Here is an 18327-nt window from a genome sequence, read left to right as displayed (position 1 = left end):
CCTCGACACAAAATCTTCAATCAGCCCAAAATTTGGGCAGCCATGGTGCCACCAAGATTTACCAGGCGGTCGGAGATGTCGTCGTCAAGCGAACCGACAAACACGACGGGTTCGGCCGCAAGCTCCCACTTGTAGCCGGTCGTGATGGCTTTCATGGCATTTTCCGCGCCGGTGGTGTCGAAGCCGCCACGGATCCAGTAGGAAAATGGCAGCCCCTTGGTGGCTTCCTGCGCCTCCCGGAAGGTGGTGTCGAAGAAGTGCTTCAGCGCGCCGGAGATATAGCCGAAGTTGGCGGAGGTGCCGAGCAGAATGGCGTCAGCACTGGTCAGGTCGTCGATGGTGGCATCGAGAGCCTCGACGACCTTGACATCCACGCCCTCTAGCGCGGGGTCGTTGGCACCCTCGAGCACGTGGCTTAAGACTTCCTGCAGAAGCGGGGTCGGGGAATGGTGGACGACAAGAAGAGTAGGCATGCCCCGAGGGTAACGAAGCGGACCCTAGAAAATCACCTGCCCGCGAGGAATTTCCAGACCCGCACGCAGGGCTTCAGGGAGGTCGGCAATGGAGTCAAGTTCTGCGCCACTATCGCCACCGTCGCTACCATTGCCACCATCGCTACCAACACCGCCACCGAGCGAATCCAGAATCCACCGCTGCACTGCATCCGCGGGCACCTCGCCGAGAGTCACGTCTCCATCACGCTTGGACAGTCGCCGTCCTTCAGAGTTCACCACCAGCGGCACGTGCACGAACGAAGGCGTCGCATACCCCAAAAGACCAGCCAGGTACGCCTGGCGCGGGGCGGAGGACATCAGGTCATCACCACGCACGACTTCAGTGACACCCTGCTCGGCATCATCGACGACGACCGCAAGGTTGTAGGCCCACATGCCATCGGCACGCTGGAGGACAAAGTCATCGATCGGGGCGGTAATCTCGCCATGCAGCTCATCGGTCGCAGTCCCCTCACTCACCTGAGATTTCAGGCGTATCGACGGCCTTCTCCCCGCCGCCGCAAATTCGGCCTTCTTCGCGGCGAGGTGCTCGTCGTCAAGCGAACGACACGTGCCGGGATACTGACCTGGCACGCCGTGCGGCGCGGAGGAGGCGGCGAGGATTTCGCGGCGCGTGCAGAAGCAGGGATAAGTCAGGCCGCGTTGCGTGAGGTCGGCGAGCGCGGATTCATACAGCTCAGAGCGTTCGGACTGGCGGACCGGCGTGCCATCCCAGTCGATACCGATGGCCTCGAGATCGGCAAGCTGCTGCGCCTCATACTCGGGGCGGGAGCGCTGGCGGTCGATGTCCTCGATACGCACGATGAAGCGGCCGCCCTGCGCGCGGGCGTGCGCCCAGGCCAGCACTGCGGTGCGCAGGTTTCCCAGGTGCAGCCGACCGGTCGGCGAAGGGGCGTAGCGGCCGGTGGGTAAAATGGAATTAGTCAACCGTTGGGAACAGGTCACAGGGATATGTTAGCGAGACCCCAAGATGATAGTTGAAATCTTGGGGAAAGATTTCCGGTTGAATAATTCAAATCATCTTGGAGGAAATTCATCTATTACTCGAAAGGCATTCATACCCTCTCAATAAAATCAAGGGTCTAATGTATGCGTGACTTTTTGTAAGCGGATCTTTTAGAGGAGAACAATGTCATCACGTTTGCGCGTAAATTGGATAGCATCGATTTCCATTATCGGACTAGTCGTGAGTCTCCTCTGTCTGCTGGGCATCGCAAATGGGATGTACACATTGAGCAAACTGGCCAACCAGACTGCCGTTATGAGTACAGCAACTATTACAGCTAAGACAGATCGCGCGCTGCTCTACTGCCTAATTGCTCTTGCCAGCATGATTGTGAGCTGTTTTACATTTATTGTTAACAGGATTCGCAGTAAGCGTGGAGCCAAGAAAACAAATAATTAAAATCCGCTCATCCTCTAACTCCCGCTGACTCGAGCTCACAGAGGAAGGCAAATTCGATTGTCTTCGCGGAGAGGCGCTCACCGTCAAGCAAACGGCACGTGACGGAGTACTGACGTGGCGCGCCATGCGGTGCGCAGGTTTCCCAGGTGCAGCCGACCGGTCGGCGAGGGAGCGTAGCGGCCGGTGATTGAATTAGTCGACATGGTTACAACGGTAGTTAATGTTGCGCGCGCTCTACGTTGCTGCCGTAGTTTCCGTAGCTGTCGTGGCTTTCGCAGCTTGCCGACTACCCACGACTGCGACCGCAACGGATAGCGCTGCGAATGCGATACACACAATTCCAACCACCGCGCTACTTCCGCCACTCAGCCCCGCCGCGAGCGGGCCAACTGCCGTTCCCACATAGCCCACGATGTAGTAGCTGGAAACAGTCGCAGCAAGGTCCTTTCCACGTGCCGCTTCCGAAACCCGCAGTAGCGAATACTTGAAAGAGATCCCTTGGCCAACACCACAGATAACGGTTGCGATAATCAGCAAAACAGCATTTGAGCTAAGCAAACTCACTGTTGCGCCACCCAACCCGAGCGCGAGAATCACCAAGCCCACCGGATACGATACCCGCTGAACCCTCCGCCCGAGCATCACCTGAGTCACTGCCGACACCCCGAGCATCAAAGCTGTAATCGACGCAATCTTTAGCTGCGTATCGAAGCCCATATCCTTCGCAGCCAGCGGGACTACGGACTGGAAGAGACCGTTGACTCCATACGCACAACCAATCGCTAACGCTCCCGGAATGAAAACTCGAATCACATCCCGAGCCACACCAAACTGCGGCCGCCAGCTCACCGAATTTCTCTCGAAGCTACGCTCCCGCACGCGGGCGACACCAACCATCGAAACCACAGTCAATGCTGCGTAAATCCAGTACGGCATCTGCAGTGGCGACGATGAAAACTGTGCCACCACAGCCGAGGCCAACGGCCCCAAAGCCAATGCCCCGGAGACCGCCACCGTACTTGTGAGCGCGCCGATATGCGTGAGCAATTTCTCCTGCAACAAGGCAGTAAAAGAGCCGGTTGCTAACCCTACGGAAAAGCCCGACACAATTCGCGCGAGATATAAGACGGCCTCATGTGAATCGACCAGCGCCGCCGCCAAGAACATCAGCGTTGAGGCCAAGGACAGCCCCATGCTGGTAAGCGCAATGGGTTTTCGCCCGAGCGAATCCGACAAGTGGCCGTAGGTCAGCGTAACGATGACTCCTACTGCGTAACAGGCGAAAACCACCACTGTTTTATCCGTGCTCAGCCCCCAGTCGCGCTGGTAGATGGCATATAGTCCGGAAGGCATCGTGCTACCAATCACTACGATGACCAGCCCAAGCGCTAGCGCTGCTCCATCTCGGACGTTGGCGGTTTTTGTAGCGCCCGCAGCCTTCATAGCGTTCGCTCGAGTATCAGCAGCATCTGCCGTACTCGCAGCCGTTGCAGCCTTCGCGTCAGCGCCACCTGCCTTACCTGCCATTCCTGCCATCTCCACCCCTCCAGCCAATTCATACTTTCTGATTATGGAAAGTATGTTTTCACAAAATGGTTTGGATGACTAGACTTTCGACAGAACTAACCCCGCAGCACCTTACGTCGACACGCCCAAACAAACCCTAAAAAACCAGTTCAGCCCACCATTTCGCGCGCCGCCACTTGCTTCGAACATCACAAAGTGATTCGCTAACACCATGAAACAGCCCACGTACTTCGAGCAGGCAGCCGCAATCGCTGCGGAATGCTCGTCTCCCGTGCGCCTGGCAATCCTGGAGTACCTTCTCAAAAATGGTCCCACTCGCGTGCGCAGCCTCGCCGAGTCCACCAACATCGCCGAATCGACGCTGTCCAACAATCTCCGACGCCTCCGCGAAGCCGAAATCGTCGATGTCGAACGACAGGGGAAAAGCGCGACCTATTCCATCGCTAACCCTTCAATACGCCAGGTAATTGCCAATCTTTTCCAGGCTGCCGGCGCCGACACTGCCGCGCCCATCCCCGAGCACCAACCAGCAATTACCTTCGCCCGGTCTTGCTACGACCATCTGGCAGGATCCCTCGGAGTACAACTCACGCGGGCTCTGTTCACCAAAGAAGCACTCATCACCGACGCCGGTGAAATCACCTTTGGCTCCAACGCCGAGAAATGCTTCGCCTACCTCGGCACAGGCCTATCCAGCCTCGATGCAAGCAGGAAGACAGCATTCCTCTGCAAGGACTGGACACACTCCGACTCTCACCTGGCCGGATCGCTCGGCGCCGCGCTCCTGCGTGGCCTCATTTCAAAGGGTTGGTTGACCCCAATCCCCAATTCCCGCGGACTCGAACTCACGGCAGAAGGCAAAGTCGGCCTCGAAGACTTCATCGGCACTCGCTTGGAGCCCTAAGCGGCAGGTAACATTCCCTCCCGTGACAAATAACGAAAACCTGCCCAAGTCTGGGCCGGGCAACGCCGAGGCTGCCGCTGTGAGCACCTCGCACGCGCCCGAGAACGCAACTAAGTCCGAATCCGCAGCAACTACGCCACGCCACATCCCGGTACCGAAATCGCTGTACCCGATGTTCACGGCCATTTTCATTGGCGTGCTGATTGTCTCCAACATCACCGCCACCAAGGGCGTGGAAATCTTCGGCCTGGCCACCGACGGTGCCTTCTTCCTCTTCCCCTTGAGCTACGTCATCGGCGACGTGCTTTCCGAGTGCTACGGCTACAAAGCCACCCGCCGCACCGTGTGGACCGGGTTCGCCATCCTCGCCGGCGCAATGCTCTGCTTCTTTGCCGCCATCAAGCTCCCGGCGGCGCCGTGGTACGAAAATCAGGAAGCATTCGCAACTGTACTGGGCACCGTCCCGCAGCTTGTTCTCGCAGGTCTGGCCGGTTATGTCGTCGGTCAGCTGCTCAACGCCTGGTCGCTCAACGCAATTAAGAAGCGCACTGGGGAAAAGGCTCTCTGGGCGCGCCTGATGGGCTCGACTGTGGTTGGTGAGTTCGTCGATACGCTTATCTTCTGCTCCATCGCCGCCACCGCCATCGGCATCGACACCTGGGGCACCTTCGTCAACTACGTCATCGTCGGCTTCATCTGGAAGACCGCCGTCGAGATCGTAGTCATGCCAATTACCTACGCCGTCATCGCGTGGGTCAAGCGCCGCGAAGGCTACTACGACACGCACGTTCCCGCTTAACGACGAAAAAAGTGCCGCGACCTCGCCTGAGATGCGAGTAGTCGCGGCACTTTTTGTTTTTCTACTTCACGTCCCGCTTGGCATTGGCCCAATGAGCAACGCCAACAGCCACAACGATCCAGGCCACCAGCACCACGATGTTGAACCACATCGGCTGCGTCATCCCGGCTTCAAAGCCGGTACGTGGATTCTCCGGATTTGCTATCACATTGCCCAGCTGCGTTGACACCTGCTGAATGCGCGCCCCCGGCGTGACCAGCCACAGTGGCCGGAAAATCGCATACGCCAGCGCCGCGAACTCCAGCATGCTTTCCACCACGAGGATCCACACCAGCGGGATGGCGACAGCGGCCACGCGCGAGCGAGTCAACACTCCCAGCGACATCGCGATCAGCCCAAACACAACAAAGCCAAACACTCCAGCGAGCATGTCTGGGGCCGCGTTGCCGCTCTCGAACTCCACGCGCGGCGAAACCGTCACCGACAACCAAGCGAGAGCCACACCGATGACCCAGCAGGCAGCAATCAACACAAGCGTCAGCGTCATCCGCGCGGACAGCCACAGGCTCCTTCGGTCCTGTGTCAAGAACGCATGCGCATTCATCTGATCGTTGTACTCACCAGCCAGGGTGGAGCCGCCAAAGGCAATCACGATCATGTTGAAGATCACCGTCCCCAACAGCAGCAATTCCCAATCAGCTGTCGCACCACCGTCCGCCGCCATACTGAAAGCCAACATCGGCCCAGCTATCGAACCGACCAACAGCACCACATAGACCCACGTACCGCGCAGGCTGGCCAGCTTCGTCCATTCCGACCGCAAAGCGTTTCCAAAACTCATCTCAGTCACTCCCCTACTGCCCAATCGCCTGCGCGCGGTACTCCTGCGAGTCCTGGGTCGCAGCCAGGAACTTCTCCTCCAGGTTGTCGCGCTTCGTGTTCAACCGCGTCACCAACAGCCCCTCGCGCAGGGCAGCGGCCGCAATGTCGCGGCGGAGTTGCTGCTCGCTGATGCCGTCGTTAAGCGGAATGCGCAATTGCTTATCGACGTCAACCCCACGCGCCACCGGCCCCAACGCCTGCAGCAGCCGAGCCGGGTCATCGACCTCAACTTCGACGACCGTGCCGTCGGCGAGGAATTCATCCATGCTGTACTCGCCGATCATGCGGCCGCGGCCGATGACGACGATACGGTCGGCCGTGAGCTGCATCTCGGAAAGGAGGTGCGACGACACGAGGACCGCGCAGCCCTGTGCGGCCAGCGCCTTGATGGTGTGGCGCATCCATGAGACACCTTCGGGGTCGAGGCCGTTGACCGGCTCATCCAGGATTAAATGCTGCGGCTTGCCGAGCAAAGCCGCCGCCACTCCCAGACGCTGCTTCATGCCCAGCGAATAGCCACCGACCTTGTCCTTCGCGGCCTCGGTCATGCCGACCTGCTCGAGGCACTCCTCCACACGGGTGTCGGGGATGCCGGCGCCGCGGGCGAGGGCCCGCAGATGAGCGCGGCCCGAACGAGCCTTGTTGTGCCACGTCGCATCCAGAATCGCGCCCGCGACGCTGGGCTTATTCTTCAGCGTGGAAAAGGGCTGGTTGCTGTAGGAGTTGCCCTGCGAATCCGTCCCGGTGAACAAGGCCTGGCCCGTGGTCGGGGCATCGAGGCCCAGCATGCAGCGCATGGTGGTGGACTTGCCGGAGCCGTTTGGGCCGAGAAAACCTGTCACTACACCGTCGGGAACGGTGAAGGACAGGTCATCGACGGCTAATTTCGAGCCGTACTTCTTGCTGAGTCGCTCAACCGTGATCATGCCCTCCATGATGCCGGTTGAGACTGCCTCGCGCAGTAGAGCTAGGTCTAGTTTTGAGGTCCCCGGGCCCAAGTTCCACTTGACGCCACGGGTGTCACCTCATGCCACCTCCATAGCTGGCACGAGGTGACATGGCTGTCGTGAAGTGCGAAAAGGTAGAAGCCTAGCCCCACCCCAGTCCTCAGCCGCTAATTCCCCACCGCACGACCACCGTTGGCGTAGTAGCGGCCCATAAACTCATCGCGATACTCGAAGAACCGGTCCTCCAGGATCGCCTCTCGGATGTTCTCCACCAGCTTGACCATGAAAAACAGGTTGTGAATCGTGCACAGCGTGCCGGCCAGATACTCCTTGGCCTTCAACAAATGATGCAGGTAGGCCCGGGAGTAATTCAGCGAAGTGTAGGAGGGCACCTCCGCGTCCACGGGGCGGAAGTCGTTCTTGAAGCGGGCATTGGTCAAGGTCATCCGGCCATCGAGCGTGTACACACCACCTCGGCGGGCAAGCCTGGTCGGAGCCACACAGTCAAAGGTGTCGGCACCAGCCTCGACAGCGGCGAAAATATCGTCCGGCTCGGAGATTCCCAGTAGGTGGCGGGCGCGGTCGTCGGGAAGCTCGTCATTGACCCAACCACAGATCAGGCCCAGATTCTGCTTCTCAATCGCCCCACCAATGCCATAGCCGTGGAAACCGAGCTGGCCCGCGTCCTCGAACTCGCGGGAGAGCTCGACTAGCCCACGAGCGGCCTTGCGGCGCAGGTCTTCGTACTGCGCACCCTGCACGACGCCGAATAACTGCTGGATGGGCAACTGGTCGTCGTCAAGCGAATGGACGTGCCCGTCGACCTGACCGCGCGAAACTGTCAGCTCGTTGTGAGCCTCCAGGCAACGGCGCGCCCAGCGGTGCGTGCGCTCGACGGATGCCTCCTGGTAGCCGCGGGTGTTCATGAGCGTGGTGAGCTCGTCAAATGCCATCATGATGTCTGCGCCCAGCGCGTGCTGAATACGCATGGAAACTTCCGGCGTGAAGCGATGCTCGGAGCCATCGATGTGCGAGCGGAAAGTCACGCCGTCCTCATCGACGAACGCGTTGCGCTCTTTGCCCTCGGCGACGATGTCGTCTTTCTGCATGCCGGTGACGTCCATCGCGAGGGTCTTTTTAAAGCCCGCGCCGAGGCTGAGCACCTGGAATCCGCCGGAGTCGGTGAACGTCGGACCGTTCCAGTTGGAGAACTTTGCCAATCCGCCGGCCTGGTCGACGATTTCCTCGCCGGGCTGCAGGTACAGGTGGTACGCGTTCGACAGCATCGCCTGCGCGCCGGTGGATCGCACCTGCTCGGGCGTGAGCGTCTTCACGGTCGCCTTCGTGCCGACCGGAATGAACGCCGGCGTAGCAATATCGCCATGCGGGGTGTGGATGGTGCCAGCACGTCCGCGCGCGCCTTCGATTTGCTTTACGACGTCAAAGCCCGTCGTCCTCGACTGCGACATGAAGCTCCTTGGTTGTGTTCCAGTGCTAATGCATTGAGGTTACCTGTGGTGGCAGGTGGAGTTACTCAGCGCTGTCGTTTTCCTCGGGTTGGGCAGCGTTTTCCGGGTCCCACACGGCGCGGCTACGACGTGGCGCTTCCTCTTCGAGTCCTTCGCGCTTCATCAGTTCCGCAACCGTAATCTTCTTCCGCTTGCGAGCCGGGCTGAAGTACGGGCGGACCTCGATGTCCTTGGCGTTTTCCGGGTTCGGCTGGGCGTCGGTTGGTTCAGCTGGCGCTGCCTGCATGCGCTGTGCGGTCGGCTCTGCCTGCTCCGGCTGTGTCGGCTCCGGCTGTTCGGCCTGCTCAACCTGGTCAGCGGGCTGGTCACTCGGCTGCTCAGCCTGGTCAGCGGATTCGAGCTCTTCCAGCTTTGCCTTCTTCCGCCTCGGAATCCAGCGGTTACGCTTCTTGGTCGCAACCGCCACAGCGGTACCACCTGCTGCACCCGCCGCAGCCGCCGCACCCGCTGCAGCGGCTGCGCCCTCTGTACCAGCACCGGCTTCACCATCGGCACTGTCTGCTTCGTCCTCGTCCGCGTCCGTGTCGCCAAAGCCACGCCCGGCGCCTTCGCTTTCGGGCAACAGGGACTCACCTCGAGCCATACGCTCGCGGCGGCCCTTCTCCACCAGCTCCTCGGAAATCTCTTCCAGGGCAGAACCTTCGACATCCACAGAAGGCAACACCTTGTCCAGCCACTTCGGCATGTACCAAGTAGCGCGGCCAAGCAGGAACATGGATGCCGGGATGAACGTCATGCGAATAACGAAGGCGTCGAAAAGCACTGCGGCACCCAGCGCGAAGCCGAATACCTTAATAATCGCCAGGGGCTGCCCGGCGAAAGCTGCGAAGACGGAAATCATAATAATCGCAGCGGCAGTGACCACACGAGCGCCGAGAGTAAAGCCCTCAACGACCGATTCTTCGACCGCGTTGTACTTCGACTCTGGTGAGGATTCACCCTTGTTGTGGGTGTAGTGCTCGCGCATTCGAGAGACTAGGAAGACCTGATAGTCCATGGCCAGGCCGAATGTCACGCCGATGAGGAAGATCGGCACGAAGCTGACCAGCGGACCCGGCGTGCTAATCACACCCCAGAGGCCGTCCTGGAAAAATGTCACGGTGACACCGAATGCTGCAGCGACAGAGAGCAAGAAGCCCATACCGGCAGTTACCGGCACCATCAGGGAACGGAAAATCATCAGCAGCAGAATCACGGCGAGGCCGACGACAACACTCAGGTACAAAGGCATTGCGCCCTGGAGTCGGTCGGTGATGTCAATTTCAATAGGAACCAGGCCAGTGACACCGGTGTATAGGCCGGTGGTTTGCTCAATCTGCTTCTGTTGATCGCGCACCGCGTTCATCAGCTGCTTGGTCGCGGGATCGAGCGGACCCGACTTCGGGGTCATAATCATCTTGACCGCAGTGCCGTCGTGATTCATGCCAATCATCTGGATGTGCTCGACACCGATGTTGGACTTGAACTGGTCGACAGCGTAGCTATAGGAAGCCTTGCGGGCGGCCTCGATGTCAGAGAGTTCCGGGTTGGTCTGCCTCAGGGACTCGATAAGTGGTTTGAGCACCGGTGCATCGGGCTTCACATCGTCCGACTTGGCAATAATGATGAGCTGAGAATTACGTCCCGCACCGAAGCCCTCTTCAATCATGGTGATGGCCTTGCGGTTCGTGCTGTCCTTAGCCGCAGTAGAGTCGGACGGCAGCGCCAGCTTCAAGTGCATGGCCGGGTAGGCCAATGCCAACAACAGGACGATACAGCCGATCAAGAACAACCCTGGGGCCTTGTGCACGAAAGTGACCCAACGTCGCCCCATCGTCATCTCACCGAAGAAGGAAGAGCGGCGTTCCTTGCGAGGATTACGCGAGGGGTTGCCAGCAACACCGGGCACGCGACCAGCGAAGACCCTGTCCCCCAGCAGAGACATAACCGCCGGCAGCAGGGTCAGAGAGACCAGCACTGTGAAGGCCACCGTGATTGCCGCCGAGATACCCATAAGGGACATGAACGGCACCTTGGCAACCGTCAGCGCTGCCAACGCGACAATCACGGTGAGGCCAGCGAAAACCACGGCGGAGCCCGCCGTACCGGTAGCCATGCCGATGGCATCTTCGTTGGTCATCCCTCGGGCTCTTTCGGCTCTGTAGCGAGAGAGGATGAACAGCGCGTAGTCAATACCGACTGCCAGTCCGAACATCACGGCCAGCACCGGGGTAATCGAGTTGACGTCAGTGAATGCGGTCATCAGCGTCACGCTGAAGACACCGATGATGATGCCCACTACCGCCGTCACAATGGGCAGGAACGAAGCCACCAAAGAACCGAAGGTGACAACCAGCACGATAAACGCCACGGTCACACCGATGATCTCTGAGGTCGGGGCTACTTCAATCGGGGGCTGCATGCCCGGGCCAGAGGCCTCGACCTTAATACCGGCGTCACGACCGGCCTGCATGGCGTCGAGAAGCGCCTGCATATTCCCCGGTTCGATGTCCTGCGGCATCTTGGCGTCGAAAACGAAGGTGGAAATGCCGTAGCGACCGTCCTCGGACACGGTACGCAGGGCATTGGCGTCGGCCTCGGCAACATCCTTGGGCAGGCCGGCAGCCATGCCCTGTTCCTTGACCATCGCCTGCATCTTCGGATTGAGGTCTACCGGGTTGTGGAGTTGCAAATCATCGGAGATTTGGCCGACATTGTCGCGAATGCCATTAATGACCTGGTCAACAGCTTCTTTATTTTGTGGGTCATCGAGCCTCTGCCCCTCGGGAGCCTCGAAGGCGACATAGACACGCTGCTCTCGAATTGGGTTCGGAACATCGGGGAACTTTTCCTCAATCACGTGAGAAGCCGTTGCCGACGGCATGCCGGGAATCGAGAACTGGTCGATGAACCCCTTCTGGAATGCGGCAACTGCACCGCCCAGCCCCGCCAAAATCAGCAACCACGCGATGATCACAGTCCATTTATGCAGGTAGGAGAACCTGCCGAGTTTGAACAAGGCCTTTGCCATGTCAAGTTTCCCTTACGTCTAATATTCGCCTGGACCGCCCCAACTGCCGCTTCCCCCGAGTTCGCGCTAACCAAGCACTCCCTCGGACTTCACCTGCAGTTCGAAGCCTCTTCGCTACTCCGATGCTAGCGACCACCCCGGATTGACCGACGTCAACTCTGGCGCTGGCGTAGTCACTGGGGGCGGGCACGACATAAAAACCGGAAATACTTTTGCTAAGAGTAGCGGACTTCCCGGATAAACGTGAACAATGGGGTGCGTGTTACTGATGTTATTTTTGTGATTTCGGCGCTCCAGGTCAGACGCCTCGCCATTTACCGCTTTACGACGGACACCTCCTGCACCCCCGCCACACCCAGGCAATCTGGGCCGATTAAATGCAAAACCCCCGGGGCTCCTACTTAAAGGAACCACCGGGGGTCTCATTGGCGGTGACGGAGGGATTTGAACCCTCGGTACGGGGTTACCGCACAAAGCATTTCGAGTGCTTCACCTTCGGCCGCTCGGACACGTCACCGCTAGAAAACGTTACAGGTAGCCCCTTTATCTACCAAATCCCCAGGTCAAAAGGCTCAGCTGTCCGCACAGTCGACACCGCCGGTCCTTCGCCAAGCCGTTCACACAGAACCACAACCCCCGCCACCCCAAATCACTCCATCTACTGCACTATCCACTTAAATCACCGCGCTATTCGGGGCAGCCAAAGCCGGCTGAGATATGAAGGAATAGTCTGTAGCTTGAAATCTAGAAACTGAATACACAAGTACAGCCTCACAGAAAGGGTTCTCCCTCATGATTCGTTCCGCCATCATCGGCTACGGCAACTTGGGCCGTAGCGTCGAAAAGGTTATCGCTGATCAGCCGGACATGGAGCTCGTCGGTGTCTTCTCCCGCCGCGATTCGCTGGACACGGAGGCCCGCGTACTCCCGGCGGCGGATGTCGAAAAGTACAAGGACGAGGTAGATGTCCTGTTCGTGTGCCTCGGCTCGGCCACCGATGTCCCGGAGCAGGCCCCTGAGCTGGCAAAGAGCTTTACGACGGTCGACACTTACGACAACCACCACGAGATTCCGAAGCACCGTGCGGCCATGGACGCCGCCGCGCGCGAAGGTGACAACATCGCGATGATTTCGACTGGTTGGGACCCGGGCCTGTTCTCCCTGAACCGCGTCCTGGGCGCTGCCATCCTGCCGGGAGCAGACCAGATGACCTTCTGGGGACCGGGCCTGTCACAGGGCCACTCCGACGCCGTGCGTCGCGTGCCGGGAGTGAAAAAGGGTGTCCAGTACACCAAGCCAAACCCGGAAGCCATCGAGGCCGTAAAGAAGGGCGAGGGCGCAGACCTGAAGGGTAACGAGTGCCACCTGCGCCACTGCTTCGTCGTCGCTGAGGAAACCGGCGACGCCGACGAGGATGCCAAGCTCAAGGAGCAGATTCGCGAAACTATCGTGACCATGCCGGATTACTTTGCCCCATACGAGACCATCGTGGACTTCATCTCTGAAGAGGAGTTCGACCGCGACCACCAGGGCATGCCGCACGGCGGCCAGGTCATTACCCGCGGCCAGGCCGGTACCTCCGGTCACGTCATCGAGTTCGGTCTCGAACTGGAGCGCAACCCCGACTTCACCGCAGCCGTCCAGGTTGCCTACGGTCGCGCTGCCTACCGCCTGAAGCAAGCTGGCGAGACTGGTGCCCGCACCGTCTTCGAGATTGCTCCGTGCCTTCTGTCCGCCGAACCACTGGATGACCTGGTAGCTCAGAAGCTGTAGCCAGCCCCAACGCTGACAACCAACCATCGAAACACAAAGAACCCCAACCATCTCCGCATATCAGAAGCGGAAATGGTTGGGGTTGTCTCTTCCCGAGAGCTAAAAGCTTTACTTGTCGGTCAGCTTGCCCAGGGCCTCAGTAGCCTTGTCCTTCAGGTCCTCAGCACCCTGCTTGACCTTCGACGCAGTCTGCTCGCCCTTGCCCTGGTTCTCCAGGTCCTCGTTGCCAACGGCGTCGCCAGCAGCTTCCTTAACCTTGCCGCCCAACTCGTCGGCCTTGTTCTGCAGCTCGCTCATAATGTAAGCCTCCTATGTAAACGACTTAATCTATTTCTATAGAGCCACCGTCTAGCAGCTCCACTGGTTTCGACAGTACGTGAAAATGAAGGTCCGGCACGGCCACAGCGGGAATTGTGACCTAACTGTGATTCCGTTCACTCATCCAACTGCCGTTGCCTTTCGAAGAATTCCCGCAGGTAAACGGAGCATTCGTCGGCAAGCACACCCCCGCGCACCTGTGGCGTGAATGCGTGGGCGGGATCGCGGATGACATCGGCGATAGAGCCGCACGCGCCGGTTTTGGGCGACCACGCGCCGAAGACCACACGCCCCACGCGCCCCATGACGCACGCGCCGGCACACATCACGCACGGCTCGAGCGTGACGACCAACGTGCACTGCTCCAGACGCCAGCCGTCACCGACGGCACGGGTGGCCTCGCGCAGTGCGATGACTTCGGCGTGGGCAAGCGGGTCACCATCCGCTTCCCGACGGTTCGAGCCCCGACCCACAACCCTGCCCTCGGCATCCACGACCACTGCTCCCACAGGTACATCCCCGGGTGCCGTGTGAGCAGCTTCAGCGATAGCCAGGCGCATCCACACCTCGTCGAGAATGTCCTGTTCGCGGCGGGGAAGAGCACTTGGCCGACCAGCTGGTTGGTCGGCCGCAAGGTCGGTTGGTCGCTCGGTCAGATGACCTTTCTCAGAGTTAGTCGTCATAGGGGTCGTAGTCGTCGTCATCGCCGTCATAATCCAGGTCGGCGACATCGGCGAGCTCCTCGGCACACCCCAGTTCCTCGGCGATGGCCAAGATCTGCTCAGACGCCCACAGCGACTGATCGTCGCAGATGGACTCCAGGGCTTCCTCCGAACAGCCCAGGTCAGCGAGGATATCCATGTCTCCTTCGGCCCAGGCATCGACATCGTCAAGCTCGTCTTCATCAATGTCCGGGATGTCCAGATCCAGCTCGTCGAACACATCTGCCGCAATGTCGTCGGTGACGGCGGCGGTGGCGTCGGAAAGCACTACGCGCAGAGACCCAACGCCCTGGCGCACGAGAATGAAGTAGTCGTCGTCGATGTTGAGCATTCCGACAGCGGCGCGTTCCGAACGCAGATTGCGCAGCGCCTGTGCAGCGTCAGCGAGCGTATCGGTGGCGTCGTCCCCAAGGTCGACGACGCACCAACCACGCTCCCCCATAGTTACGGCAACCGCGAAGGAACGGTCGTCATCGGAGGGGTATCCCCCGGAAAAGGTCGTGCTCATAACCCACAACGCTAGTCGCTGTATGTCATGCTTGTCAGGTGAGCAATTTCGAGTCCCCCTCCCCTGCTTCGTCCTCCCTGTCAGCTGCACAACTACCTGCGGTATGCATCCTCGGTTTGGGCCTCATCGGCGGCTCCATGATGCGCGACCTGCGGGCCCATAACGTCGAATGCTTCGGTTGGAATCGCTCGTCCGCAACGGTCGAGGAAGCCACGAAGGAGGGATTCGACGCCAGCACAGATCTTCAGGCCACTCTCGAACGCGCTGAGGCCAGCCGCGCACTCATCGTGATCGGCACCCCCATGACTGCAGTCGGCGCGATGCTCGACGCCATCAACGAGCACGCCCCCAGCTGTGGCATCACAGATGTGGTCTCCGTGAAGGCTGCCGTCGCCGCCGAGGTCGCTGCACGCGGGATGGAGGACCGCTTCGTCGGCGCGCACCCCATGGCGGGTTCGGCGCAGGCGGGCTGGTCCGCCACGCTCGAAGGGCTTTTCGACGGCGCCCCCTGGGTCATCACCTACGACCTGGCTGCTGCTGCCGACGCTGCGGGCGAGCCCGTCCCGGAGCGCTGGATCGAGGTCTTTTCTCAGGTCGCCAGCTTGGGTGCAGCGCTTGGCAGCCAGCTCATTCCAGCCCTGAGTGACCACCACGATGCCAGCGTCGCGCGCATCTCCCACATGCCACACCTGGCGGCCTACGCCATTGCCGCCGCTGGTGAAGCCGGAGGCCCCTTGGCCATCTCGCTGGCGGCAGGTTCTTTCCGCGACTGCACCCGCGTCGCCGCCGCCGCTCCCAGCATGGTCATGTCCTGGTGTGAGAACAACACCGAACCCGTGCTCGCCGCGCTTGACGACGTCATCGAGCGTCTCACCGCCGCGCGCAATCAGTTGGCCACCGAGGGAACCGCAATGGACCTGGCCAAAGTCGGCCAAATTGCCCGTGCCCGCTATGAGGCCCGCCCTTCTCATCGCCCCATTTTCCGACTGCGCGTTGGCGAGGGCGACTGGATTAATCAGTTGAAGTTGGCCGAAAACGTCGGCGGCCAGGTAGATATGTTCTAGTGTAGAACTATGTTTTTCACCGAGCTGCACACCAGCCTCGCAGGCATCACTGTCGTCAACTTCGCTATTAACGTGCCAGGGCCACTGGCCGCACAGTACTTGGGGCAGCTAGGTGCCCGAGTGATTAAGGTCGAGCCACCAACAGGCGACCCGCTCGCTGCCTTCGGTAGGCCCTGGTACGAAGCTATGTCCGCAGGTCACGAGATTATCCAAGCAGACCTAAAGAGCGATGAAGGCCGCGCACAGCTGAGCTCACTGATCGACGAGGCCGATGTGGTCATCACTTCGGTTCGCCCCTCCGCGCTGGAGCGCATGGGGTTGGCGGGTCTCCACGAACGCCCAAATGGGCCGGTGCACATCGACATCGTCGGTGATACCGAAGCCCCAGAAACCCCCGGCCACGACCTGACCTACCAGGCAGAGGCCGGAACGCTCACTCCCCCGGCCATGCCGTCAGTCCTGTTGGGCGACATCCTGGGCGCCCACTTCGCGGTCACCGCTGCCCTTGCCGGGTTGATTAAGCGAGCGGGTGCTGGGGCGGACGTCGTAAAGCAGGCTGGCCTACATTGCCGCATCGGCCTAAAGCAGGCCGGAGAGGCCGGTGCTGCGCCGCTGAAGTACGGCATGACGGCACCCGGCGGGCTGCTCGGTGGCGGACTGTGGACGTATGGCCTCTACCCCAGCGCCGACGGTTATGTGGCCGTGGCTGCGCTGGAGCCGCACTTTGCCACCGCCCTGACCGAGGCCACGGGTGCAGGTAGCCGCGAGGAACTTGCAGCCTTCCTCGGCAAGCGCTCCAACGCCGAAATCATGCAGCTGGCCAGCGAAAAGGCGCTGCCGCTGGCTGCGGTGGAGTAAGAGGGCGGCTTAAGGCCGCGTGCCTCGACGTACTCATGGGCCTGGCCTCTTACGCGCTCAGCCCCACGGCCTCCGCGGTAAGCTCCACCGAACGCAGGCGGTCAGGAACCTTCAGCGAGTGGTGAGCCACAATCAGCTCATCCGCCGTCGAGTACTCACCGAACTGCGCAATCTGCTCACGCACCTGTGCCACCGTGCCAACTGCCGTGTGACGGAACATATTCTGCACCTGACGGCCCTGCGGGGTATCCATCAGAATCTCCGCCTCATCGTCGGTGAGGTGATGCCCACCGCGGCTGAGGAACCGCCTGACCATGTTCCTGCGGGTAGCGAAGTACTGCTGCTGCGCGTCCTCTTCGCTTTCCGACGCAATCACGTTCATAGCCGCAAATGCGTATGGCTTATCCAGCTGTTCTGAGGGCTGGAACTGCTCGCGGTAGACCGCGATGGCGTCGAGAAGCGCGTCCGGCGCGAAGTGTGAAGCAAATGCGTACGGCAAGCCGAGCGCCGCTGCGAGCTGAGCACCAAAGAGCGAGGAGCCGAGAATGTACAGCGGCACATGGGTGCCGCGGCCTGGGATCGCGTTGATGCCCTTGATTAGCGACTCGTCGGAGAGGTAACCGCGCAGCTCCTGCACGTCCTGTGGGAAGGAATCGGAAGAGCGCGGGTCACGGCGCAGCGCACGCATAGTGGCCTGGTCAGTGCCCGGCGCGCGACCGAGCCCAAGCTCAATGCGGCCCGAGTACAGGTTCGCGAGAGTGCCGAACTGCTCCGCGACCGTCAGCGGTGCGTGATTTGGCAGCATGACGCCACCAGAGCCGAGGGTGATGCTCTCAGTTTTTGCAGCCACGGCTGCGATAAGAACGGCCGGCGCCGAGGAGGCGATGGCGTTCATGTTGTGGTGCTCTGCGTACCAAATACGCTGATAACCAACCTTTTCCGCAGTCTGCGCCAAATCGATGGAGCCTTGCAGGGCATCGGCATGGGACTGCCCCGAGGCTACGGTCGCTAGGTCAAGAATGGACTCAGTACGAATCATGGTTCCACAGTGTAGACCGTTATGCGGATATTGCGAGTTTGAGATGTTTCGAATACTGAGGCGCTGGGGTTTGGGGTTTTGGGGTGGCTCGTGGGTGGCTCGTGGGTGGCTCGCGGGTGGACGGGCTCATGGGTGCGAATGCCGGTGCCGATGCCGATGCCGGTGGCGGTGGCGGTTTGCGGATGCGGTTTGCGGGTGCGGGTGCGGTTTGCGGGTGCGGGTAGGCGGAAAGGCGGACTTCGCGTCGGCTTCGCGTACGAAAAGGCACGAATAATCTAGTTCCCTGCTTGATTCTCCGCTCCGACCCTCACCTGTCGATGAGGTATTCACACATCGATGAGCTATAGCCTGGCCACAAGTGAATAGCTCATCGATATGAGCGCAGGCAGAGCCAATACCGCGCGCATAAGTGCCGGAGAACCATCGACAAGTCGGGCAGACAAAAAGACCCGCACCTTATCGGTGCGGGTCTGCTTTGTGCGCCCGAAGGGATTCGAACCCCTAACCTTCTGATCCGTAGTCAGATG

The 18327-nt window shown here is 60.3% G+C and carries 18 protein-coding genes and 1 tRNA gene; 5 read left to right on the top strand and 14 right to left on the bottom strand.

Features of this window, described 5'->3' with window-relative positions; translation table 11 throughout:
* Positions 1–20 precede the first annotated feature (20 nt).
* From ADA16_RS03390 to ADA16_RS10910, 4 genes are all read right to left on the bottom strand, one after another.
* The gene (locus tag ADA16_RS03390; RefSeq protein WP_048759193.1) at positions 21–473 is read right to left on the bottom strand and encodes a flavodoxin family protein; all 453 of its coding nucleotides are present in this window, start codon (positions 471–473) and stop codon (positions 21–23) included.
* A gap of 24 nt (positions 474–497) precedes the next feature.
* Positions 498–1442: a tRNA glutamyl-Q(34) synthetase GluQRS gene (gene gluQRS, locus ADA16_RS03385; RefSeq protein ID WP_048759192.1), complete on the bottom strand. Its 945-nt coding sequence runs from the start codon at positions 1440–1442 to the stop codon at positions 498–500.
* Between the two features lie 561 nt (positions 1443–2003).
* Positions 2004–2123, bottom strand: a complete 120-nt coding sequence (locus ADA16_RS11325; RefSeq protein ID WP_239659324.1) for a glutamate--tRNA ligase family protein — start codon at positions 2121–2123, stop codon at positions 2004–2006.
* Between the two features lie 31 nt (positions 2124–2154).
* Positions 2155–3447 (bottom strand): MFS transporter, encoded by a 1293-nt coding sequence (locus ADA16_RS10910; protein WP_048759190.1) that lies wholly within the window; start codon positions 3445–3447, stop codon positions 2155–2157.
* 211 nt (positions 3448–3658) lie between these two features.
* On the opposite strand from ADA16_RS10910, the gene ADA16_RS03370 reads away from it, so the two are divergent.
* Together ADA16_RS03370 and ADA16_RS03365 are read left to right on the top strand one after the other, a co-directional pair.
* A complete protein-coding gene (locus tag ADA16_RS03370; protein WP_048759188.1) occupies positions 3659–4351 on the top strand; it encodes an ArsR/SmtB family transcription factor in 693 nt (230 codons plus the stop codon).
* A 22-nt stretch (positions 4352–4373) separates the two neighbouring features.
* Complete coding sequence (locus ADA16_RS03365) at positions 4374–5150, top strand: queuosine precursor transporter (RefSeq protein ID WP_048759186.1); 777 nt, start codon at positions 4374–4376, stop codon at positions 5148–5150.
* A 61-nt stretch (positions 5151–5211) separates the two neighbouring features.
* Here ADA16_RS03365 and ADA16_RS03360 read toward each other — a convergent pair whose 3' ends face one another.
* The 5 genes from ADA16_RS03360 to ADA16_RS03340 form a co-directional block, all read right to left on the bottom strand.
* Positions 5212–5991 carry an ABc transport system integral membrane protein gene (locus ADA16_RS03360; protein ID WP_048759185.1) on the bottom strand — a complete coding sequence of 260 codons (780 nt, stop codon included), beginning with the start codon at positions 5989–5991 and terminating at the stop codon, positions 5212–5214.
* A gap of 13 nt (positions 5992–6004) precedes the next feature.
* Positions 6005–6967: an ABC transporter ATP-binding protein gene (locus tag ADA16_RS03355; protein WP_193387481.1), complete on the bottom strand. Its 963-nt coding sequence runs from the start codon at positions 6965–6967 to the stop codon at positions 6005–6007.
* 179 nt (positions 6968–7146) lie between these two features.
* Positions 7147–8448, bottom strand: a complete 1302-nt coding sequence (gene tgt, locus ADA16_RS03350) for a tRNA guanosine(34) transglycosylase Tgt (RefSeq protein WP_048759184.1) — start codon at positions 8446–8448, stop codon at positions 7147–7149.
* Between the two features lie 61 nt (positions 8449–8509).
* The gene (locus ADA16_RS03345; protein ID WP_048759180.1) at positions 8510–11518 is read right to left on the bottom strand and encodes an MMPL family transporter; all 3009 of its coding nucleotides are present in this window, start codon (positions 11516–11518) and stop codon (positions 8510–8512) included.
* 426 nt (positions 11519–11944) lie between these two features.
* A tRNA-Ser gene (locus ADA16_RS03340) sits at positions 11945–12035 on the bottom strand.
* A 275-nt stretch (positions 12036–12310) separates the two neighbouring features.
* Between ADA16_RS03340 and ADA16_RS03335 the strand changes: the two genes are divergently transcribed.
* Positions 12311–13291 carry a diaminopimelate dehydrogenase gene (locus tag ADA16_RS03335; protein ID WP_048759179.1) on the top strand — a complete coding sequence of 327 codons (981 nt, stop codon included), beginning with the start codon at positions 12311–12313 and terminating at the stop codon, positions 13289–13291.
* A 108-nt stretch (positions 13292–13399) separates the two neighbouring features.
* Here ADA16_RS03335 and ADA16_RS03330 read toward each other — a convergent pair whose 3' ends face one another.
* The 3 genes from ADA16_RS03330 to ADA16_RS03320 form a co-directional block, all read right to left on the bottom strand.
* Positions 13400–13588, bottom strand: coding sequence for a CsbD family protein (locus ADA16_RS03330; protein WP_048759178.1), 189 nt, complete (start codon positions 13586–13588; stop codon positions 13400–13402).
* Positions 13589–13725: 137 nt separating this feature from the next.
* A complete protein-coding gene (gene tadA, locus ADA16_RS03325; protein WP_275042179.1) occupies positions 13726–14340 on the bottom strand; it encodes a tRNA adenosine(34) deaminase TadA in 615 nt (204 codons plus the stop codon).
* A complete protein-coding gene (locus ADA16_RS03320; RefSeq protein WP_048759177.1) occupies positions 14282–14839 on the bottom strand; it encodes a tRNA adenosine deaminase-associated protein in 558 nt (185 codons plus the stop codon). Before ADA16_RS03320 ends, tadA begins: the two co-directional genes overlap by 59 nt.
* 38 nt (positions 14840–14877) lie before the next feature.
* Here ADA16_RS03320 and ADA16_RS03315 point away from each other — a divergent pair, with 38 nt between their 5' ends.
* Positions 14878–15903 carry a prephenate dehydrogenase gene (locus tag ADA16_RS03315; RefSeq protein WP_048759176.1) on the top strand — a complete coding sequence of 342 codons (1026 nt, stop codon included), beginning with the start codon at positions 14878–14880 and terminating at the stop codon, positions 15901–15903.
* Positions 15904–15912: 9 nt separating this feature from the next.
* Complete coding sequence (locus ADA16_RS03310) at positions 15913–16761, top strand: CoA transferase (RefSeq protein WP_048759175.1); 849 nt, start codon at positions 15913–15915, stop codon at positions 16759–16761.
* A gap of 49 nt (positions 16762–16810) precedes the next feature.
* Here ADA16_RS03310 and ADA16_RS03305 read toward each other — a convergent pair whose 3' ends face one another.
* The gene (locus tag ADA16_RS03305; RefSeq protein ID WP_048759174.1) at positions 16811–17800 is read right to left on the bottom strand and encodes an LLM class flavin-dependent oxidoreductase; all 990 of its coding nucleotides are present in this window, start codon (positions 17798–17800) and stop codon (positions 16811–16813) included.
* Positions 17801–18141: 341 nt separating this feature from the next.
* Positions 18142–18327, bottom strand: a 186-nt coding sequence (locus ADA16_RS11275) for a hypothetical protein (protein WP_048759173.1), incomplete at its 5' end; no start/stop codon positions are given.

Source organism: Corynebacterium vitaeruminis (assembly GCF_001054325.1).
Lineage (GTDB): Bacteria > Actinomycetota > Actinomycetes > Mycobacteriales > Mycobacteriaceae > Corynebacterium > Corynebacterium vitaeruminis_A.
The sequence above is the reverse complement of the archived record's forward strand: the minus strand, read 5'-3'. Positions and strand labels throughout refer to the sequence as shown.